This is a genomic window from Rothia sp. P5764 (assembly GCF_048512965.1).
Lineage (GTDB): Bacteria > Actinomycetota > Actinomycetes > Actinomycetales > Micrococcaceae > Rothia.
Map to the genome: position 1 here is coordinate 280,765 of NZ_JBLXXQ010000002.1, position 20,747 is coordinate 301,511.

Annotated in this window: 19 protein-coding genes; all 19 read right to left on the reverse strand. The window is 56.1% G+C overall.

Annotated features, from left to right (window positions below):
* Nucleotides 1–1,311, reverse strand: a complete 1,311-nt coding sequence (locus tag ACN08Y_RS04925; protein WP_419110402.1) for a dihydroorotase — start codon at nt 1,309–1,311, stop codon at nt 1–3.
* 23 nt (nt 1,312–1,334) lie between these two features.
* Complete coding sequence (locus tag ACN08Y_RS04930) at nt 1,335–2,318, reverse strand: aspartate carbamoyltransferase catalytic subunit (protein WP_419099654.1); 984 nt, start codon at nt 2,316–2,318, stop codon at nt 1,335–1,337.
* Nucleotides 2,315–2,920 carry a bifunctional pyr operon transcriptional regulator/uracil phosphoribosyltransferase PyrR gene (pyrR, locus tag ACN08Y_RS04935; RefSeq protein ID WP_419099653.1) on the reverse strand — a complete coding sequence of 202 codons (606 nt, stop codon included), beginning with the start codon at nt 2,918–2,920 and terminating at the stop codon, nt 2,315–2,317. The genes ACN08Y_RS04930 and pyrR overlap by 4 nt, the downstream gene beginning before the upstream one ends.
* Nucleotides 2,921–3,118: 198 nt before the next feature.
* Nucleotides 3,119–3,529, reverse strand: coding sequence for a transcription antitermination factor NusB (gene nusB / locus ACN08Y_RS04940; protein ID WP_419099652.1), 411 nt, complete (start codon nt 3,527–3,529; stop codon nt 3,119–3,121).
* Nucleotides 3,530–3,534: 5 nt separating this feature from the next.
* Nucleotides 3,535–4,098, reverse strand: a complete 564-nt coding sequence (gene efp / locus ACN08Y_RS04945) for an elongation factor P (RefSeq protein ID WP_419099651.1) — start codon at nt 4,096–4,098, stop codon at nt 3,535–3,537.
* 131 nt (nt 4,099–4,229) lie between these two features.
* Nucleotides 4,230–5,324 (reverse strand): 3-dehydroquinate synthase, encoded by a 1,095-nt coding sequence (gene aroB, locus ACN08Y_RS04950; protein WP_419099650.1) that lies wholly within the window; start codon nt 5,322–5,324, stop codon nt 4,230–4,232.
* The gene (locus ACN08Y_RS04955; protein ID WP_419112001.1) at nt 5,321–5,941 is read right to left on the reverse strand and encodes a shikimate kinase; all 621 of its coding nucleotides are present in this window, start codon (nt 5,939–5,941) and stop codon (nt 5,321–5,323) included. Before ACN08Y_RS04955 ends, aroB begins: the two co-directional genes overlap by 4 nt.
* A gap of 2 nt (nt 5,942–5,943) precedes the next feature.
* The gene (aroC, locus tag ACN08Y_RS04960; RefSeq protein ID WP_419104530.1) at nt 5,944–7,158 is read right to left on the reverse strand and encodes a chorismate synthase; all 1,215 of its coding nucleotides are present in this window, start codon (nt 7,156–7,158) and stop codon (nt 5,944–5,946) included.
* 94 nt (nt 7,159–7,252) lie between these two features.
* Nucleotides 7,253–8,179 (reverse strand): shikimate dehydrogenase, encoded by a 927-nt coding sequence (locus ACN08Y_RS04965; protein ID WP_419112002.1) that lies wholly within the window; start codon nt 8,177–8,179, stop codon nt 7,253–7,255.
* A complete protein-coding gene (mltG, locus tag ACN08Y_RS04970; RefSeq protein WP_419112003.1) occupies nt 8,180–9,379 on the reverse strand; it encodes an endolytic transglycosylase MltG in 1,200 nt (399 codons plus the stop codon).
* The gene (gene ruvX, locus ACN08Y_RS04975) at nt 9,372–9,890 is read right to left on the reverse strand and encodes a Holliday junction resolvase RuvX (RefSeq protein WP_419112055.1); all 519 of its coding nucleotides are present in this window, start codon (nt 9,888–9,890) and stop codon (nt 9,372–9,374) included. The genes mltG and ruvX overlap by 8 nt, the downstream gene beginning before the upstream one ends.
* 28 nt (nt 9,891–9,918) lie before the next feature.
* Nucleotides 9,919–12,606, reverse strand: a complete 2,688-nt coding sequence (gene alaS / locus ACN08Y_RS04980; protein WP_419112004.1) for an alanine--tRNA ligase — start codon at nt 12,604–12,606, stop codon at nt 9,919–9,921.
* A gap of 36 nt (nt 12,607–12,642) precedes the next feature.
* Nucleotides 12,643–13,092: a peptide chain release factor 4 gene (locus ACN08Y_RS04985; protein ID WP_419112005.1), complete on the reverse strand. Its 450-nt coding sequence runs from the start codon at nt 13,090–13,092 to the stop codon at nt 12,643–12,645.
* Nucleotides 13,089–13,496, reverse strand: a complete 408-nt coding sequence (locus tag ACN08Y_RS04990; protein ID WP_419104534.1) for a DUF948 domain-containing protein — start codon at nt 13,494–13,496, stop codon at nt 13,089–13,091. The genes ACN08Y_RS04985 and ACN08Y_RS04990 overlap by 4 nt, the downstream gene beginning before the upstream one ends.
* A 246-nt stretch (nt 13,497–13,742) precedes the next feature.
* Nucleotides 13,743–14,375 carry a 30S ribosomal protein S4 gene (gene rpsD, locus ACN08Y_RS04995; protein WP_419099642.1) on the reverse strand — a complete coding sequence of 211 codons (633 nt, stop codon included), beginning with the start codon at nt 14,373–14,375 and terminating at the stop codon, nt 13,743–13,745.
* 327 nt (nt 14,376–14,702) lie between these two features.
* On the reverse strand, nt 14,703–16,121 hold the full coding sequence (locus ACN08Y_RS05000) for a replication-associated recombination protein A (RefSeq protein ID WP_419112006.1): 1,419 nt from the start codon (nt 16,119–16,121) through the stop codon (nt 14,703–14,705).
* Between the two features lie 9 nt (nt 16,122–16,130).
* Entirely contained in the window at nt 16,131–16,565 is a 435-nt protein-coding gene (gene dtd / locus ACN08Y_RS05005) for a D-aminoacyl-tRNA deacylase (RefSeq protein WP_419112007.1), read from the reverse strand.
* A gap of 631 nt (nt 16,566–17,196) precedes the next feature.
* Nucleotides 17,197–18,969, reverse strand: coding sequence for an aspartate--tRNA ligase (gene aspS / locus ACN08Y_RS05010; protein ID WP_419099639.1), 1,773 nt, complete (start codon nt 18,967–18,969; stop codon nt 17,197–17,199).
* A gap of 145 nt (nt 18,970–19,114) precedes the next feature.
* Nucleotides 19,115–20,473 carry a histidine--tRNA ligase gene (gene hisS / locus ACN08Y_RS05015; RefSeq protein WP_419112008.1) on the reverse strand — a complete coding sequence of 453 codons (1,359 nt, stop codon included), beginning with the start codon at nt 20,471–20,473 and terminating at the stop codon, nt 19,115–19,117.
* Nucleotides 20,474–20,747: the final 274 nt, after the last annotated feature.

The following is a 20,747-nucleotide window of genomic DNA, read 5'->3' on the forward strand; positions in this document are numbered from 1 at the left end:
TTAGGCAGCGGGAACGGGGGAATTGAGTTTGCCATCAAGCACGGTGGGGTGGCCGCTGTAGAAAGTGGCAACAACCATGCCGGGGACTTCGAGACCGCGGTAGGGGTTGTTTTTACCCTTGGTTGCCTGAGCCTGCGGGTCAATCAGGCGGGTCGCTGCGGGGTCAACCAGAACTAGGTTTGCTGGTTCTCCGGCTTCTAGGGGGCGTCCCTGCTGGTTGGCTAGACCAATTTCAGCAGGCTTGGTGCTCATGATTCGGGCGACATCAGCCCACCTGATGTACCCGCTGTCGACCAGGGTTTTCTGCACGATGGAGAGAGCCTGTTCAAGCCCGGTCATCCCGTTAGCTGCACATGCCCACTCACAGTCCTTGCTTTCTGCCGGGTGCGGGGCATGGTCAGTACCGATGATGTCAATAATCCCATCGGCAACTGCCTGGCGCAGGGCCAGAACGTCCTCTTCGGTCCGTAAGGGTGGGTTGACCTTATAGACGGGGTCGTAGGTTCTCACCAGCTCATCGGTTAGCAGTAGATGGTGGGGGGTTGCCTCTGCGGTGACGTTAATTCCCCGTTCTTTGGCCCAGCGGATGATTTCTACCGAGCCCTTGGTGGAGAGATGGCAGATATGCAGACGCGAACCAACGTGATCTGCAAGTAGTACATCGCGGGCAATGATAGATTCCTCAGCTACCGCGGGCCAGCCAGCCAAGCCTAGCTCAGCTGATACCTTGCCCTCGTTCATCTGGGCGCCTTGGGTCAGGCGCGGCTCCTGGGCGTGCTGGGCAATGACACCGTTGAATGTCTTGACGTATTCCAGGGCGCGGCGCATCAAGGCCGGGTCCCATACGCACATGCCATCATCCGAGAAGACGCGTACCTGAGCACGTGAATCTGCCATAGCACCAATTTCTGAGAGCCGCTCTCCTGCCAGGCCTACGGTGACGGCACCGATAGGTTGAACGTGAACCCAACCCGATTCGCGGCCCAGCTCATAGACCTGCTCGACAACACCAGCGGTATCGGCTACAGGCTTAGAGTTAGCCATTGCAAAGACTGAGGTGTAACCGCCCAGAGCTGCCGCACGGCTGCCGGTTTCTACGGTTTCTGCGTCCTCTTGGCCGGGTTCACGAAGGTGGGTGTGTAAATCGACCAGGCCGGGCAGAGCGATGAGCCCCTTAGCCTCAATGATTTGAGCTTCAGCGGCTTGAAGGTTCTCCCCCACTTCAGCAATCTTCCCGCCGCGAATGAGAATGTCGGCGGTCTTTTCACCGAGCAGTGATGCTCCCTTGATGAGATAAAGATGAGAGGTCATAGTGTTCTCTTTTCCTTGCGGGGTTAGGAACCCGAGTAGAAGTCAGCGGATGAGCCACCGGTCATGAGTAGATAGAGCACGGCCATACGGACCGATACGCCGTTAGTGACTTGGCGAAGCACCCAGGAGCGGGGTGAATCAGCCGCTTGGGCACAAATCTCTAGACCTCGGTTCATGGGGCCGGGGTGCAGAATTGCGGTTTCATGGCTAGCGCTATCAAGCCTGATAAAGCGTTCAGGGGTAAGCCCCCAGCGGCGGGAATATTCTTGGCTGGAGGGGAAGAAAGCGTCGTTCATACGCTCTTTTTGGATGCGCAACATCATGATGGCATCAAGGCCTGACTCAATCGCATCGTCAAGGTCGTAGTAAACTTCTGCTGGCCAATGTTCGATTTCCACCGGTAGCAGGGTCGGTGGTGCAACAAACTTAACGGTTGCACCTAAGGTGTGAAGTAGCCAGAGGTTGGAGCGGGCTACACGGGAGTGCAGGATATCGCCCACAATGGCGATCCGCATGCCCTCAAGGGTGAGTCCTCGGGTCTCGCGCCCCTCAACACGGGCCTTGAACTGCCGGAGAGTCATAGCATCGAGCAGAGCCTGAGTAGGGTGGGCGTGGGTTCCATCACCGGCGTTGAGAACAGGCACATCAATCCAACCTGCTTGGGCTAAACGCTGGGGTGCCCCGGAGGCACTGTGCCGGATAACAACTGCATCAGCCTTGATAGCCGCTAAGGTCTGAGCAGTGTCTTTAAGAGATTCGCCCTTGGAAACAGAAGACCCTTTGGCGGAAAAATTGATGATATCTGCAGAGAGCCGCTTCTCTGCTGCCTCAAATGAGAGGCGGGTGCGGGTGGAGTCCTCGAAGAAAAGATTAACAACGGTTCTGCCTTGAAGGACGGGCAGTTTTTTGACCTCGCGCTGGCCGATTTCACCCATGTAATCGGCGGTGTCGAGAATATCGAGAGCTTCTAGCAGGCTCAGGTCTTGGGTATCCAGTAGGTGTTTCATGCACCAGCCCCCTGTTTGGTTGATGCCTTCTGAATAATCACTACTCGGTCGCTGATAGCGTCTATGCTCTCCAAGAGGACTTTGACGGATTCGCCGGAGCTGGTGGGCAGGTTCTTTCCCACATGGTCAGCCCGGATAGGTAGTTGCCTGTGGCCCCGGTCCACGAGAACGGCTAACCGAACTACCGCTGGGCGACCGTAATCTTTGAGGGCATCGAGAGCGGACCGAATGGTCCGCCCTGAGTAGAGGACATCGTCGACCAATACCACATTCTTGCCGTCAATCCCGGCAGCCGGTAGGCGCGTTGGCTGTGGGGTTCGCCCGGGCATAGACCTGAGATCATCACGGTACATGGTGATATCGAGTTGGCCGAGCGAAAGGGCTGGATTAAAGCCGGAATCAGTCTGCGCTATCTTAGCGGCGATCCTTTCGGCAAGAGGATATCCTCGGCGTGGAATACCCAGCAGAACCAGATTTTCACTGCCCTTGTTGGCTTCCAAAATTTCGTGTGCAATGCGCGTGAGCGCACGCTCTATGTCGGCTTGCTCCAGAATCACTCTCTGGTGTTCTGGGTCTGAAGATACACCGGTGGTATCCATCATGTGCCGGCCTCCTTCCCCGCCTCACAGGACGGACTTAAAGGTTGCTGTCGCACTTCAATTTACCATGTCAGGTTACCCGGTGGTATGAGGACCACAAAAAATATTACGTACGGGACGCACCTTATCGCTGTGCAGTCCCAAGGCCCGAAGGCAAAATCCCCACCTGCTCAATGAGCGGGTGGGGATAAAAAGTAGGAACTATGCCAGAAGGGTCGGCTTAACCTGGCGCAAACGATCCAACAAACCGTTGACAAATTTGGGTGAGTCATCGGTTGAGAGGAGCCTTACCAGGCCGGTGGCCTCTGAGATAGCTACCGCATCGGGAATCTCATCATTGTAGAGAAGCTCCCAGGCACCAAGTTGCAGGGCAACACGGTCTACACTGGGCATGCGGTCCATAGTCCAGTCCTGCGAATAGGTTTCAATGTACTCCCGAATTTCTTCGGCGTGGTCACGGACACCGCGAACCACCTGCTCGGAGTACAGGGAAATCTGTGCTGAGGTATGCATACGTCGACGGGTAAGAACATCAAGGATGTCATCGCCACGCTGGTCAGCTTCAAACAGGACTTCGAGGGCACGAAGTCTAGCTTTGGTTCTTGAATTCACGGTACTTAGTCGTTGACGCGACCCAGGTATTCACCAGTACGGGTGTCAACCTTAACCTTTGTACCGGTCTCAAGGAAGAGAGGAACCTGAATCTCAGCGCCGGTTTCAACGGTTGCAGGCTTGGTGCCACCGGTTGAACGGTCACCCTGCAGGCCGGGCTCGGTGTAGGTAATTTCGAGGACTACAGATGCGGGCAGTTCAATGTACAGAGGTGAACCCTCGTACATGGCAATAGTAGCTGTCTGGTTTTCCAGCATGAACTTAGCGGCATCGCCCACGGTAATCTCAGAAACATTGATCTGATCGTAGGTCTTGAGGTCCATGAAGACATAGTCAGTGCCGTCCTGGTAAAGGTACTGGTAGTCTGAACGGTCAACGGTTGCAGTCTCAACCTTGGCACCTGCGTTGAAAGTCTTATCAACTACCTTGCCGCTGGTGACGTTGCGTAGCTTGGTACGGACGAAGGCACCACCCTTGCCGGGCTTTACGTGCTGGAACTCGATAACGGACCAGAGATTGCCATCAATTTTCAGAACGACACCGTTCTTGATATCTGCGGTAGTAGCCAACAGACTCTCCTCTAATAAATAATTTTTCAATAAGCGTTGCGGGTTAAACCGTAGACCAGTCTACCGCTTCCCCCGGGTGATTGTGCGATTACTTGGCGAGTTTCACACCGTCTGGGCTTTTGCTATAGCGGCTATGCCGCGACCTCTTGGTAGGTCATGAAGAGAATTGAGTCATCGGGAACTTCGTAGATACGGGGCCTAGCCAGCCCTTCAAGCACCACAAACCGCAGAAGACTACCGCGAGCCTTTTTATCTCGGCGCATAGTTTCTAGTAGCTTTGTCCAGCGATCGGCCGGGTAAGTGATCGGCAGATTGAGAGACTGACAGATCGCGCGTGTACGCTCCACCGTTGCCTCGTCCAAGTAGCCGGCAGCCAGTGACAGCTCAGCAGCAAAGACCATGCCAACTGCTACCGCAGCACCGTGACGCCACTGGTAGCGTTCAGCATGTTCAATAGCGTGGCCCAGAGTGTGCCCGTAGTTGAGGAACTCACGGCGGCCACTTTCTTTCAGGTCTTCAGAGACAATCTCGGCTTTGACCCTAATTGACCGCTCAATAAGTTCACGTACCACATGGGACTGAGAATCACGGACCTTGGAGGGGTTCTGCTCAATCAGATCGAGAATAACCGGGTCGGCAATAAAACCACACTTGACGACCTCCGCCATACCGGTCAATAGCTCATGCTCCGGCAAAGTTCGTAAGACACCCAGCTCGCAGAGCACAGCTGCCGGCGGGTGGAAAGCACCCACCAGATTTTTTCCCTCGGCAGTGTTAATGCCGGTTTTCCCCCCGACGGCAGCATCCACCATGCCCAGTAGAGTTGTTGGGATGTGGATAACGCGTACTCCACGCAACCAGGTGGCAGCAACAAAGCCAGCCAGGTCCGTGACCGCCCCACCACCGACCGCAATCACCGCGTCGCTGCGGGTAAAGTCGTTCTGGCCCAATACCTGCCAGCAGAAAGCCGCAACCTGAATGTGTTTGCCCTCTTCAGCATCGGGAATTTCAGCCGAAAAAGCTTCAAAGCCGGCTCTACGCATCTGATCCATGACAAGCTCACCGGTCGAGCGGAGTGCTCTGGGATGAATCACCAAAATCCGCCGCGTACGTTGTCCTAGAATCTCGGGGATTTGTCCGAGCAGATCATGGCCAACCAGCACCCGATAGTTTTCGCTCGGCTGTGAACCTGTTACCGGAATGACGGTTGTCTCTCTTGTAGTCATGCTCCACCTTTTCGGGTTGTGATGATGAAGTTCTGTATCTCGGCGGTCATAGCGGTGATACTTCTGCCGCCTCTGGCATCGAGCGTATAACTGGCTAGAGACTCATAGCGTTCCCTCCGCGACTCGAAAATTTCCGACCATTTTTCCACAGGATTAGGTTGCAAGAGAGGCCTGGTCTTGCTGTTTTGGATACGCGGTGCCACAGTTTCTGCATCGACCTTGATATACACCACAGTCTGATTCTTTAGAATCTCAGCGACGGCGTCAGTCATAGGTGCTCCCCCGCCCAGAGAAAAAATGGTGTTTCGTCGGGCAGGGGAAGACAGGACTTCTTCAATGACAGCGGCTTCAATTTTACGGAATTCAGTTTCGCCGTAGTCTCCGAAAATCTGTGAAATCTTTCCGTACTTCTCGACAATCAGATGGTCTGAATCAAGGAACTCGTAACCGTAAAAGCGAGACAAGTGGGTGCCAATATAGGACTTACCAGCAGCCATGGGGCCAATCAAGACAACGGGGCGGGACTTTTCGATATAGGTTTCTTGAACCTCTCGTACCTGGTTAGGAGCCAGAACCTCAGTCATATCGATCGCGTGGGTACGGGACCGGGAGGGCATGGTTACTTGCTCCACCCTGCTACCTTAGATTCCCAAGCCAGCGACTTAGGAATAGCCGTCAGGTAGGCATCCAGGTTGCGCCTGGTCTCGGCAATGTTATCGCCCCCAAACTTCTCGAGAGCGGCATCGGCAAGCACCAGCGCTACCATAGCTTCGGCAACCACGCCTGCGGCGGGAACAGCACACACGTCAGAACGCTGATGGTGCGCCTTTGCTACTTGGCCGGTTGAGGTATCAATAGTCGCCAGAGCCTTGGGCACGGTTGCAATTGGTTTCATAGCCGCACGAACGCGCAAGAGGTCGCCAATGGTCATGCCGCCTTCAATACCGCCGGCCTTGTTAGAAGCACGCTGGACTCCTGCATCACCCGGAAGGATTTCATCGTGCGCCTCAGTGCCAGGCCTGCGGGCAGTTTCAAAACCGTCACCGACTTCAACACCCTTGATAGCCTGAATCCCCATCAGAGCTGCGGCTAGACGTGCATCCAGACGACGGTCCCAGTGCACGTAAGAACCCAGTCCCGGGGGCAAGCCGTAGGCCAGTACCTCAACAACCCCGCCCAGGGTCTCACCATCTTTGTGGGCCTTATCAATACATGCCACCATAGCCTCAGAGGTTGCGGCATCGAAACAGCGAAGCGGATCAGCGTCCAAGGCCTGCACATCGCGCGGGGTGGGGCGAGCAGCATCTGCGGGGGCCTCTACCCCAGCTATCGCTGTAGTGTGACTGACTAGCTCAACATCAAGAGCCTTCAAAATCTGAGAGGCAACTACGCCAAGGGCAACGCGGGTTGCGGTCTCGCGGGCACTAGCGCGTTCAAGCACCGGGCGAGCCTCATCGAAGCCATACTTTTGCATACCGGCAAAATCTGCGTGGCCGGGGCGGGGGCGGGTCAGAGCCGCGTTGCGAGCACGGCCTTCAAGCAGTGCGGGGTCTACCGGGTCAGAAGACATGACATCGACCCACTTAGGCCACTCGGTATTGGCTATCTCAAGCGCTACGGGTCCGCCCTGGGTCTTGCCGTGGCGAACACCGCCCAGGATACGCACAGCATCTTCCTCAAACTTCATTCGTGCGCCACGACCGTAACCGAGCCTGCGACGGGCCAGAGCGTCGCGCACCATCTGGCTGGTCAGCTCAAGACCGGCAGGGACACCTTCGATAATTCCGACCAATGCTTGGCCGTGTGATTCACCGGCTGTTAGCCAACGCAACATCTCTAACCTTCTTTATCATTACCTGTGGGTCTACTGTCTAAGATTTCCAAAAAAGCCCGGTGATAGCAACTCTTGCACCACCATTCGGGCTAACCTACATGCCCAGTGCGCTCGGATCACTGACCTGCTGGGGTAGGTACCCCGTCAGCGGTAGGTCCACAGCCTTTCGCATAGCTTCCAGGACCTGCTGCTCGTAAGGTAGATAATCTTCAAGCGACCGGCCCGTGAAGAGCCTGACCTGGTCCACTGCCTGGTACATGAGCATTTCAAGGCCGCTGGTTACCCTCCCGCCAGATTCTTGGTAAGCCAAGGCTAGCTTGGACGGCCAGGGGTCATAGGACACGTCAAGAAGGTAGCCCGCTCGCTGTGCGCGGGGCCCTGTTTCGACCACCTTGTCGGCTGCCCCCGCAGGTAGCGTACTGATTGTCAGCTCATAGTCCTCGAGCCTAGACCAGAACTCAGCAAGCGGGATAAAAGTTAGGTCCATACCCAACCGCTGCGCGGCCTGCTGGGCTCCCTCTGCGCGACGTGGGTCCCGCACAAAGACATCTACCCCGGTAGAGCCCATAAAACGTAGGGCAGCCAATGCTGCGGTTGCGGTACCGCCTCCGCCCAAAACAGCGGCACGGGCAGGTAGACCCAACAAACCTTCCTGTCTCAGGGCATTCACAATTCCAGAGACATCGGTGTTGTGACCAAAAGACCGCCACAAGCCCTCTATCTCTCTCCAGTAAACAGTGTTGACCACCCCTACCGCACGAGCGAATGGGGTCAGCTCATCCAGGTAGGCCATAACAGGGGATTTAAGGGGCATAGTGACCGAAAAACCGCAGGTTGAGCTGTGGGGGCCAAAACACTCGAATACAGAGGCTAGTTGGTCCTCTACTGTATCGAGACACTCATAAACGATCTGCTCCCCCAGAACCCGGTAGGCGGCCTGGTGTAGCGCTGGCGACTTACTGTGCCTAATGGGGTGCCCCAAGACAAAAGCCTTGGGGCACGAGGTCAAGCTGTCACTCATCTACTGGCACTCATCCGGGTGAGCAGAACAGTACTTGTTATAGACTTCTACGTTCTTAAGGTGCTGGCTGTAGGTCTTAGCAAACAGCGTCTCACCTGTGCTCAGGTCCACTGTGACCCAGAAGTAATAGTCATTCTTCTCGGGGTTAGCTGCCGCCTTGATGGCCGCAGCACCCGGTGAACCAATAGGACCGAGAGGCAAACCCTGGTAGTAGAAGGTGTTGTACTTATTGCTGGAGTCCTGTTTCTGGGCATCGGAGATGTGATAACTCTTAATGCCCAGCCCGTAGGCTACCGTAGCATCCGACTGCAGGTAACCGTTTGTTTCGCCATCGGGGTTGTTCAGTCGATTTTCAATTGCACCTGCGATCGGCAAGTAGTCCTTTTCGCGGCCCTCAAACTCCAGAATCGAAGCTACCGTGATGACATGGAAGATCCGGTCGTCACCGCTCACCCCGTCCTCTTTAAGCTGGTTCAAGGTGTTGTCAACCATAATCTGTAGGATTTCTTGAGCAGATGCTTCCTTGGGGAAACGGTATTCACCCGGGTACAAGAAACCTTCGATTGTAGGGAACTTAGACGGGATACCAAAGCTGGTGGGTTTTTCAGCCAGGTTCTTAAAATCTTGCTGACTGATACCCGTGCCTTTCGCAAGAGCATCGAGTGTTTCATCCATGCGCCAGGTCCGGGCAATTGCAACATAGTTGGTATTGGCTTCATCCACGCGAAGCAACTCATCGAGAGCGGCAGAACTACTCATTTCCTTTTGCAGGGTGTAGTCCCCTGGCTGGAAGAACTGGTCGGAAGCCTTATCGGAGTAGACCTGAAGAAAACGATCGGCGTTAGCAATAACTCCTTGTTCTTCAAGGGAATTAGCGATGCCAATGACCGAGGCGCCTTCGGGAATCGTGAAGGTCACTTCAGTACCGTTACCGCTTCCAGCAAAATCTTTACGCTGGAACCATCCCATCTGCGGGCTGATAACCGAGATAACCAGAACAAGCGCAACAGCAAAGACAAGACCGGCTGAAATCACGAAATTACGGCTTCGACGTTTCGCGCGTTCACGCTCATCGCTGCTGAATTCTTCTTGATCAGCAACAACGGCACCACCAAGCAGGCCCTCAAGATCAGTTTGCTGGTTCCGGGTCCGCAGGGTGCGTCGACGCGGAGGGCGGCTAGAACTCGAGTTTTCAGACATTCGGGTTCTCCGTTTCATGGTTGAAGGTGCTTGGGGCAGATAAGGTGGAGGGTTCTGTCAGCTCCACCTGATAACCAGGTAAATGCTGACCCACCTTAAGGGTATCGACCGCATGTTGCAAAATGTTGACTGCGGCCACCTGATCGACCATCGTTTTGAATTCTTTGCTGGAGACTCCAGCCTCATGAAGAGAACGGTGTGCGCTTACAGTAGTGAGCCGTTCATCCACCAACCACACAGGTACTTGCTGTGACTCAGCGGCCAGCTCATTCACAAGGGCCTCGGCGTACTCACGAGCCATGACTGTGGAGGAGCTCTCTCCCCCGCTCATCGTTTTAGGTAGTCCCACAAAAACCTCCCTGACTTCGTTGACCTCGATGAGTTTACGAAGCACACGTCTGTCTGAGTTCTTCTTCAGATCGCGACGTAGGGTTTTGAGCGGGGTTGCGAGTATGCCATCGGGGTCGCACAGGGCCAAGCCGACGCGGGCATTACCCACATCGACTCCCATGCGGCGGCCTCTTGTGAATGTCACCGGTTTAGGCCCCCAGCTGCGAAATAGCTTGACGGATTGATGCGAATGCCTCATCAATCTTGGTGGCGTCCTGGCCACCGCCTTGGGCAAGGTCGTCCTTGCCACCGCCACCACCACCCAGAACGGAAGTAGCGGTACGAACTAGCGCACCGGCCTTAACACCGGCATCGCGAGCAGCCTGGTTGGTAGCTACAAGGATTACCGGACGGCCGTTGTTTACACCGGCAACAACAACAGTTGCGGCATCTTCGCCCAGACGTGAACGCAGGTCAAGAGCCAGCTCACGAACGGCACCGGCATCGAGCTCACCGGCATTGTGGAGCAGAGTACGAACAGTCCCCACCATCTCGGCGGATTCGGTTAAGCGGCCTGCCTCGGCCTGGAGCTTTTCCTTGCGGAGCTTAGCGAGCTCCTTTTCAGCTTCCTTAAGCTTGGCCAGAGTCTGGGTAATCTTATCGGGCAGATCGGCCGAAGACTGAACCTTGAGCAGACCTGTGAGCTGGTTAACCAGGGTACGCTCGGTTGCAAGGTGATTGAAGGAGTCAAGACCAACCAGCGCCTCAACACGGCGGTTACCCGAGCCTACAGACTGCTCGGTCAGCAGGGTCAGCGAACCAATCTGGGCGGTTGAAGCAACGTGAGTACCCCCGCAGAGCTCGCGGGAGAAGTCCCCGCCCATCTCGACAACACGAACAGTCTCGCCGTACTTCTCACCGAAGAGGCTCATAGCACCCAGCTTCTTAGCTTCATCGAGAGGCATCTGGCGGGTCACAGTTTCAAAGTTATCGCGAATCGCAATGTTAGCGACTTCTTCAACTTCTTGCTTAGCGGCATCAGAAAGCCCCTCGCCCCAGGCGAAGTCAAAGCGCAGGTAGCCTTCCTTGTTGAAAGAGCCCCGCTGGGTTGCCTCTTTGCCCAGAACCTGGTGCAGTGCAGCGTGGATGATGTGGGTACCGGAGTGGGCTTTCTCGCCATCCTGGCGGCGCTGAACATCGACCTGAGCCACAACAGCTGAACCGCTCACCGCTTCGCCCTCACGAACCACAGCACGATGGACAGAAAGACCCTTAACGGGCTGTTGAACGTCCGAAACATCAATGACGAACCCGTTACCGGTGATGACACCGGTATCGGCAGCCTGGCCACCGGCCTCAGCGTAGAAGGGGGTCTCGTCAAGGACAACTTCAACCTTCTGGCCAGCAGAAGCGGCAGGAACGCTCACGCCGTCTACCAGTAGAGCGCGCAAGGTAGTCTCGGTGCGGAGCTGATCGTAGCCGGTGAAGACCGAGCCGCGTTCATCAGCGAGCTCACGGAAAACAGAAAGATCGGCCATGCCACCCTTCTTAGCCTTAGCATCGGCCTGTGCACGGTGACGCTGTTCTTCCATCAGGGCACGGAACTCTTTTTCATCAACGGTCAGGCCGGCTTCCGCTGCCATCTCCAGAGTCAGGTCAATGGGGAAACCGTAAGTATCGTGCAGGGCAAAAGCCTCGGCACCGGAAACAAGGTTCTGCCCCGCAGCCTGAGCAGCCTTAACGGCACCTTCCAGACGCTCAGTACCGCTTTCGATGGTTTTCAAGAAGGCACGCTCTTCGGCGTAGGCAATACGTGAGATGCGTTCGAAATCATCAGCGACGTAGGGGTAAGCACCGGCCATTGCATCGCGTGAAGTGGGGAAGAGGACGGGTAGGCAGGGCTCAGTAACGCCCAGCAGACGCATAGCGCGAATAGCGCGGCGCATCAGGCGACGCAAGATGTAGCCGCGACCCTCGTTGGAGGGGGTAACCCCGTCTGCAATCAGCATGAGCGAAGAACGAATATGGTCTGCTACAACACGCATACGCACGTCATCGTCGTAGCCTTCATCCTGGGCGTTCTCTGAACCGTGGTACTTCTTACCTGAGAGCTTTGAAGCGGCATCGAGAACAGGGCGAACCTGGTCAGTCTCGTAGAAGTTTTCTGCACCCTGCAGGAGCATTGCAAGACGCTCAACACCCAAACCGGTGTCAATGTTCTTCTTGGGGAGGTCACCGAGAATCTCGAAGCTGTCCTTGCCGGTGCCTTCACCACGCTGGTACTGCATGAAGACCAGGTTCCAGATTTCGATGTAGCGGTCATCATCGGCTGCGGGCCCACCATCTTTACCGTACTCGGGTCCACGGTCGTAGAAAATCTCTGAGTCGGGGCCTGCTGGGCCGGGCTGGCCGGTTGACCAGTAGTTCTCGGCCATACCCATCTTCTGGATACGTTCAGCGGGGAACTTAACATCGTTTACCCAAATGTCGTAAGCTTCATCGTCGCCCTCATAGACAGTAACCCACAGGCGTTCAGGGTCAAGGCCGTAGCCCCCGTCTTCAGGGGACGAAGTCAGCAGCTCGTAGGCCCAGGGGATAACTTCTTTTTTGAAGTAGTCGCCGAAGGAGAAGTTGCCGGCCATCTGGAAGAAGGTACCGTGGCGGGCGGTCTTGCCGACCTCGTCGATATCCAGGGTGCGGATGCATTTCTGGACGCTTACCGCGCGTGAGTAGGGAGCGGCTTCACGGCCCAGAAAGTAAGGGATAAAGGGCACCATGCCAGCAATAGTGAACATGGCACCGGGTTCATGGGATACCAGCGACGCAGACGGTACTACGGTATGCCCGCGCTTTTCGAAAAAGTCGATCCAGCGCTTTGAGATTTCCTGTGAGAGCATCGAGGCTATCTTCCTTCTTGTGTATGTTAAAACTTTTTAGTTCGTTGACTCGAAAAAATCTTTGCCCAGAGCGGCATCGCGGCGGAGCCTAGCTTCGGTTTCAAGCTCTGGGAGTGCCTCTGATTCAATAATCTCGCCGCGCTTCCTGTCCTGATCTCCGGTGTGCCAGTTATCCAATGAGCCTGGTCGGGGATCCTGAGCCTGGCGGTCAAAGCGTTCTTTGAGCTCGGCTTCTTTTTCGTTCATACCGGCTTTGACTGAGGCCGCAAAGTTGAGCGCCTTGAGCGCCGTGTGCTTAAAGGGTGCGCCGTACTTGGAATCAAAGAACTGGGCCATAGTGCTACCTTCGGAGAGAGCCTTTTGCAAGTGAGCCGACTGCTTAAGTTCTACTTCGCTCCCTGTTGGGGAGGTTGTAGTAGCCCGTGAGGCAAAGTAGCCAGTAGCTACTCCCCCGGCAATCAGAACAAGGTTCTTGAGGAAACTCATGAGAGGTCCTCACCTGCTGATGGGCTATCTGGTGCACGGTGGCGGCCCTGAGGAGCGTTTTCATCGCCCTTGAATGCTTTACGGACGCCGTGGGAGAAAGCAGCGACCTTAATGAGGGGCTGTCCGACCGTTGAGGTGACCAATGATGACAGTGCCGAGACATTGGCTGAGGCATCGGAAACATTGCTGGTAATACCATCGACTTTTTCAATCTGTGCATTGGTACTGGCAACGGTTTTGGTTACTTCCCCAATCAGCGGGGTTGTCTCATCGTTCAGTGAGCGAATGGTGCGTGTTAGTTCATCAAACACCTTACCGAGCTTAATGATCGGAACAGCAAGCAGGGCAACCAGGATGGCGAATACGCCTGCGGCAATAAGGCCTGCAATGTCGGCTCCACTCACGGATTACCTGCTTTCTGCCGGCTAGGGGCCGGCGTCAAAGAACACGATTTGGTAACAATCTTACTTTACAGAGTAAGACTTGACCTATTTTAGTTACCCTGTTTCGCCGGTCGGGAGCATCACACCTTGTCAGAGGGATAGATCAAGAGCCTATGGGTCTACTCCGGTCTAGTTATTAAATGAGGCCGGCCCGCCTCACCAGCGCCAGATAGCGCCAGGTAAGCGGGCCGGTTCAAGCTAGGCGGTTTAGGCCAGGCGTGAGTAGTATTCAACAACCAGCTGCTCTTCGCAGGTGACGGGAATTTCTTCACGCTTGGGGGCGCGCTCAAGCTTTGCGTGGAGCTTCTCAATCTCAACGTTCAGGTAAGCAGGAGTGTCGGGCAGAACGTCCTGGTGTGCGCCGGTGGCTGCAACCTGGAAAGGTGCCATCTTCTCGCTCTTGGGGTGAACGTGGATGAGCTGGCCGGGCTTGACGCGGAAGGAGGGGCGGTCAACGCGGATGCCATCTACCATGATGTGGCGGTGGACAACGAGCTGACGTGCCTGAGCGATGGTGCGAGCGAAACCTGAGCGCAGGACGAGAGCGTCCAGGCGGGTTTCGAGAATCTCGACCATGTTCTTACCGGTCTGACCTTCGATGCGCTTGGCTTCGAGGTAGGCGCGACGCATCTGAGCTTCACGGATGTTGTACTGTGCGCGAAGACGCTGCTTCTCACGAAGCTGGACAGCGTAGTTTGAGTCAGCCTTCTTGCGGCTACGGCCGTGCTGGCCGGGGCCGTAAGGACGACGCTCGAGGTACTTTTCTGCCTTGGGGGTCAGTGCAATGCCGAGGGCACGGGACTGGCGCACGGTACGGCGGGTACGGTTGTGGTTTGCCACAGCTTTTCCTTTTCATTAGCGGTTGGCGGAACCCTGCGTGGGGCACTCCACCATTGTTCTGGTGGTCTGGCCTCCAAGTACCCGCCCACGGTTTGGGCGGTGGAGAGTGTAGAGCAGCCGCACTCTAATCACTACGAGCTATCCGGTGATCAGTGGCTACCGTAAAAGCGGCACCTTACTGCGTTTTGGATAGTCTGCCAGCCAATGTATTAGCCTACCGCTGGCTACGGCAGCTTGTCAGCCCCCTGCGGCAGATGAAGCAGTGCTCTTTGACACAGATAGCTTCCGGGCTTACCGATGGCTATCGGCAGATCTCTATCGGGCAACTCAGTCTCTGGCACTGTTACGGGGTAGCGGTGTCCGTAAGGCTTTGAGCCTTTTGAGCCGGTCGCCCATGGCTTGTTCATTCCCGAAAACAGTTGGCCGGTAGTAGACCGCCCCAAGGAGTGTATCCGGTGAGTATTGCTGGCGGGCTACAGCATTTTTCTGGTCGTGTGGGTAGATATAGCCTTTACCGTGCCCCAGCGCGGCAGCTCCCTGGTAATGGCCATCGCGTAGGTGCAGAGGGACAAGTCCGGCTTTGCCGGAACGGACATCGGCCAGGGCATCGTCAATAGCCCGGTAGACTGCGTTTGATTTGGGAGCTGTGGCAAGATGGATTGTTGCCTGCGCTAGGTTAATACGGGCTTCGGGCAAGCCCACCAGTTGGACTGCCTGGGCAGCATTGACGGCACTGGTTAAGGCGGTGGGGTCGGCCATGCCGATATCTTCGCTGGCGTGGACAATGAGGCGGCGGGCGATAAATCGCGGGTCCTCCCCAGCATCAATCATGCGGGCAAGGTAGTGAAGGGCAGCATCAACATCGGAGCCTCGGATGGACTTGATAAAGGCACTGGTGATGTCATAGTGCTGGTCACCGTTTTTGTCGTAGCGTACCAGCGACTGGTTGAGGGCTTCTTGGGCATGCTCCAGGGTAATAGGCAGGGGTTGATTGACCGAGTAGTTCTGCCCCTCAGCATGGGCTTGCCCAAAAGCAACAGCTGCTGCGGCCTCAAGTGCGGTGAGCGCTCTGCGAGCATCACCGGCGGCTAGCTTCACCAGGTGGTCGGCGGCTTCTTCTTGGAGGGAAACAGCCCCTGCAAAGCCGCGCGGATCAGTCAGGGCGCGACTGAGAAGTTGGGCAATGTCGTGGTCTGTCAGCCCTTGGAGGGTGAGCAGAATCGAGCGGGAAAGAAGCGGTGCGATCACCGAAAATGATGGGTTTTCGGTTGTTGCCGCCACCAGAACTACCCAGCGGTTTTCTACACCGGGTAGCAGCGCATCCTGCTGGGCCTTGCTAAAGCGGTGAATCTCATCCAGGAAGAGTACCGTGGTCAGCCCCCGAAAATCACGGTCTTCGAGCGCCTGCTCCATGACCGAACGGACGTCTTTAACCCCTGCTGTAATAGCCGAAAGCTCAACAAACTTTCGACCAGCGCTACCAGCAATTACGTTAGCAAGTGTTGTTTTGCCTGTCCCGGGTGGTCCCCACAGAATGAGAGAGGACGGGCCAGCGGGGCCACCCTGATCACCCGCAAGGAGCCGCAGAGGCGAGCCAGGCTTCAATAGGTGTTTCTGGCCCACGACCTCATCAAGAGTTCGCGGTCGCATACGAACAGCCAGCGGGGCACGTTCACGGGTGCGTTTAACCGACCGGTCATCGCCGTTGTCCTGCGTATCGTCAAGGTAAAAGAGTGATGGATCCATGGTGCTGTCTTAAAGGTGGTCGCTATCGAGAATAAGGGTCACCGGCCCGTCATTGGTCAGCTCGACCTGCATCTGAGCACCGAATGTTCCGGTTTCTACGGTCAGCCCCATATCGCGGAGCGCCTGGACATAGGCATCAAATAGCGGCTGGCTCACGGGGCGTGGGGCGGCCTGCGACCAGGAGGGGCGGCGGCCCTTCTTCGCATCGCCGTAGAGAGTAAATTGGCTGACTGCGAGTACCGGTGCGCCGGCATCGAGCACCGATTGTTGGCCCTCCAGCAGGCGCAGGTTGGCCGTTTTTTCTGCAAGTTTTTGAACCTGCCCCAGGCCGTCACTGTGCGTTATACCTACAAGGGCTAGCAGGCCAGTCTGACGGATAGCGCCTACCGTCTGCTCCTCGACAGTAACTGATGCGGAGCTCACCCTTTGGAGGACTACGCGCATGGTTTCTCCTTGTAGATTTAGTGGCCCGCACACCTATCTTGTTTTAGCTAACCTGGCCAGAATTACTTGCCCTCAGCTCCCAATAAAAAATCTATTTATCCCAAAAGCGTTTTTGGGTGAAGAACTGGTTTCTTTAAGGTTAGCTTCGATTTCTTTAATAATTTTAAGCACCCGGTCATTATGGACTTTCCGCCGCTTGATATCTTCCTGTTGGGCTAAGGTGCAACAAGAGCCTGGATAGTTGTCATCAGCTTCCCCTCTCTTTGTCCCTATTATCCATGGTTGGCAATCTTTCGCCAACTATTGGCGGGTTGTTCTGCTCTGAAGGTTCTAATGCTGCTGAGCTTGGTTCTCGGTCCTCAGCATCTAGTTCTCTGTGCTCTGAGGTTAGTTCCTCTTCGTAGGCTTCAAGAATGACCAAGACTCTCCGATGCCTCCTCCAGGCGGCAAGCTTAAGAGCAAAAAGCAGGCTACGAGTGCTACAAGGAGAGCACAGACAGCAAGCAGTATGGAACGGTTTATAGGCCTCACCCTAACAGCCAGCAAAATACAGGCCAAACCTAATCTTTAAAGAGAACCGGCCCTTATACCTATCCAGGTACAAGGGCCGTTCGTGAGTTTTTGGCTAAGACTACTTCTCGTCGTCTTTCTTGGGCTTGAAGTCAACGCCGGCTTCCTTGCGCTGCTGGGCAGTGATGGGAGCGGGAGCCGCAGTCAGGGGGTCGTAGCCGCCACCGGTCTTGGGGAAGGCGATAACGTCGCGGATTGAGTCGGTGCCACCAATCAACTGGAGAACGCGGTCCCAGCCAAAAGCGATACCGCCCATAGGGGGTGCCCCAAAGCTGAAAGCCTCGAGTAGGAAGCCAAACTTCTCCTGGGCCTCTTCTTCGGAGATACCCATGACCTTGAAGACACGTTCCTGCACGTCACGCTGGTGGATGCGGATTGAACCGCCACCAATTTCGTTGCCGTTGCAGACGATGTCGTAGGCGTAGGCCAGAGCATCACCGGGGTTCTCGTCGAAGGTATCGATGAACTCAGGCTTAGGGGAGGTAAAAGCGTGGTGCACAGCGGTCCATGCTGAGTTGCCCAGGGCAACGTCACCGGAAGCGGTTGCATCCGCTGCTGACTCAAACAGGGGTGCGTCAACAACCCAGACGAAAGACCAGTCGCCGTCCTTAATCAGGCCGGTACGGTGGCCGATTTCTACACGGGCGGCACCCAGCAGGGCGCGGGAAGCCTTGGCTTCACCAGCAGCAAAGAAGATACAGTCACCGGGCTTGGCACCGGTAGCTTCGGCCAGGCCTGCACGCTCAGCCTCGGTGATGTTCTTGGCAACGGGGCCGGTCAGTTCGCCGTCTTCCTGAATCAGGACGTAGGCCAGGCCCTTGGCGCCGCGCTGCTTAGCCCATTCCTGCCAGGCATCGAGGGTGCGGCGTGCCTGGGAGGCGCCACCAGGCATGACAACAGCACCAACATAGGGTGCCTTGAAGACGCGGAAAGTGGTGTCCTTGAAGTAGTCGGTCAGTTCGGTCAGTTCAAGGCCAAAACGCAGGTCGGGCTTATCTGAACCGTACTTCTCCATAGCGTCTTTGTAGGTGATGCGCTCGATAGGGCGGGGCACCTTAACGTCAATTAGGTTCCAGACAGCTTCTACGATGCGCTCACCCAGGTCGATGATGTCTTCCTGGTCAACGAAGGAGGCCTCGATATCCAGCTGAGTGAACTCGGGCTGGCGGTCAGCACGGAAGTCTTCGTCGCGGTAGCAACGAGCAAGCTGGTAGTACTTCTCGATACCACCGACCTGTAGGAGCTGTTTGAAGAGCTGGGGTGACTGGGGCAGGGCATACCAGGAGCCGGGTGCAAGGCGAGCAGGAACCAGGAAATCGCGGGCACCTTCGGGGGTTGAACGGGTCAGGGTGGGGGTCTCGACCTCGGTGAACTTCTGCTCCTGCAAAACTTCGCGAGCGGCACGGTTAGCCTCAGAGCGCAGCCGCATCAGGCGGGCAGGCTCGGGGCGGCGCAGGTCAAGGTAGCGGTACTTGAGGCGGGCTTCTTCACCGACCTCAACATGCTCATCAATCTGGAAAGGCAAAGGCGCTGAGGTGTTCAGAACCTTGGTTTCCTTGACCATGACCTCGATTTCACCGCTGGTCAGGTTGGGGTTCTCGTTGCCCTCGGGGCGGCGGGTAACCTCTCCCATAACCTGCAGGACGTATTCGTTGCGCAGGTGTTCAAAGTCAGCTTCGTTGTGGAAGACCACCTGGGTAAGGCCCTCGCGGTCGCGCAGGTCAACGAAAGCTACCCCGCCGTGGTCGCGGCGGCGGGCCACCCAACCTGTGAGGGTAACGGTTTCTCCGATGTTCTTAGCGGTCAGTTCGCCAAGGGTGTGAGTGCGTAGCACTGATTTCCTTTCGATGGGGCACGGTAAGGCCAGTTTGAAACCGATTTTACCGTTTTTTGGTGCGGTGGGCACCGGTAGCTTGATGTGACTTAGGGGTGCTCCCCTGGTTAAGGGGAGCCGGTGGCAGAGACAGCCGACCCGGGTTTTACTCTTGGCCTGAGGGCAGAACGCGCACCCGCAGATCCTCTTGGGAGGGAGTCCACAGAGCGGGATCAGCGGTTACCTGCTCACCGGAGCGGATGTCTTTGACCTCGTGCTTGAGCTGGCCGTCCTCACCCTGAGAGGTGAACCAAACAAAGGGGATTCCCCGCTTTTGAGCGTATTTGATCTGCTTACCGAATTTGGCGGCGGTAGCTGAAACCTCGCAGGCAATTCCGCGTCCGCGGAGAGCATCTGCAAGGTCCTGGGCATCTGACCACATCTGATCGTTGGTCAGGGCAATAAGCACAGCCGAAGGTACCTTGCGGCTAGGGGCAGCGAACCCCTGTGAAAGAATGCGGGCAACCAGGCGGGTTACACCGATTGACAGGCCCACACCGGGGTAGGTCTTCTTACCGTTTGAAGCTAAGGACTCGTAGCGCCCGCCGGAGCAGATGGATCCGAGCTGTTCGTGGCCCACCAGCACGGTTTCGTAGACGGTACCGGTGTAGTAGTCCAAACCGCGCGCAATAGAGAGGTCAGCGACAACACGACCGGGGGCACGCTTTGCCGCTTCGCCAATGACCTCTGTGAGCTCAGCAAGGCCTTCCTCCATGAGAGGATCGGTTACACCCAGAGCACGGACCTGCTCCACAAAACCGGTATCTTCGGCGCGGATAGAGGCCAGAGCGAGGGCGGCCTGGGCCTGCTCATGGCTAGCTCCCAACTCGTCTTTCAGGAGCTGGGCAACAGCCTCGGCACCAATCTTTTCGAGCTTGTCGATATTGCGCAGAACACCAGCGGTATCGGTCAGGCCGATTCCACGGTAGAACCCCTCGGAGAGCTTACGGTTGTTGACCCGTAGTTTGAACTCTGGGATAGGGAGCTTAGAAAGCGCATCAACAATGACGAGAGCCAGCTCAACGTCATAGCGGAAAGGTAGAGCACCATCGCCCACAACGTCGACGTCGGCTTGAGTGAACTCACGCGCGCGGCCCTCCTGGGGGCGCTCACCACGCCAGACTTTCTGAATCTGGTAGCGCATAAAGGGGAAGTTCAGGTAACCAGCGTTCTCCACCACGTAGCGAGCAAAGGGAACGGTCAGGTCGAAGTGTAGGGCAAGCTTTTCTTTTGTGCCGGAGCGGGTCTGGTCCTCATCGTCTAAGAGACGTGAAACGGCATAGACCTCCTTATCGATATCTCCCTTGCGCAGGAGCTGTTCGATAGTCTCTACAGAGCGGGTCTCAATCGACGAAAAACCGTGAAGCTCAAAAGTCTCGCGTAGGGTATCGAGAACATAGTTCTCTACTAGACGTTCCTCGGGTAGGTGCTCCGGGAATCCAGAAAGTGATTGTTTGCGAGCCATGCGCTCCCCTCATATCGGTACATTAGTTCTTTAGGTGCTCATAAAAGCACAATCCATTCCATACTAACTGCCGCTACCGCCGGACAGCTAATCACAGAGTGGATCACCGCTAGCTCGTGCCTAATGGTGATCAGAAGCAAGGTCAGGGGTCAGGCATCACCACAAACCCGCTTAAACACGCTATGCTTGTCTATGCACCAGCTGTGCCCGATAGATTATTGTCTTTGGCAGGTTTACCTGCGCGACAACCGGCCCTATCGATTCGCCCCGGCTT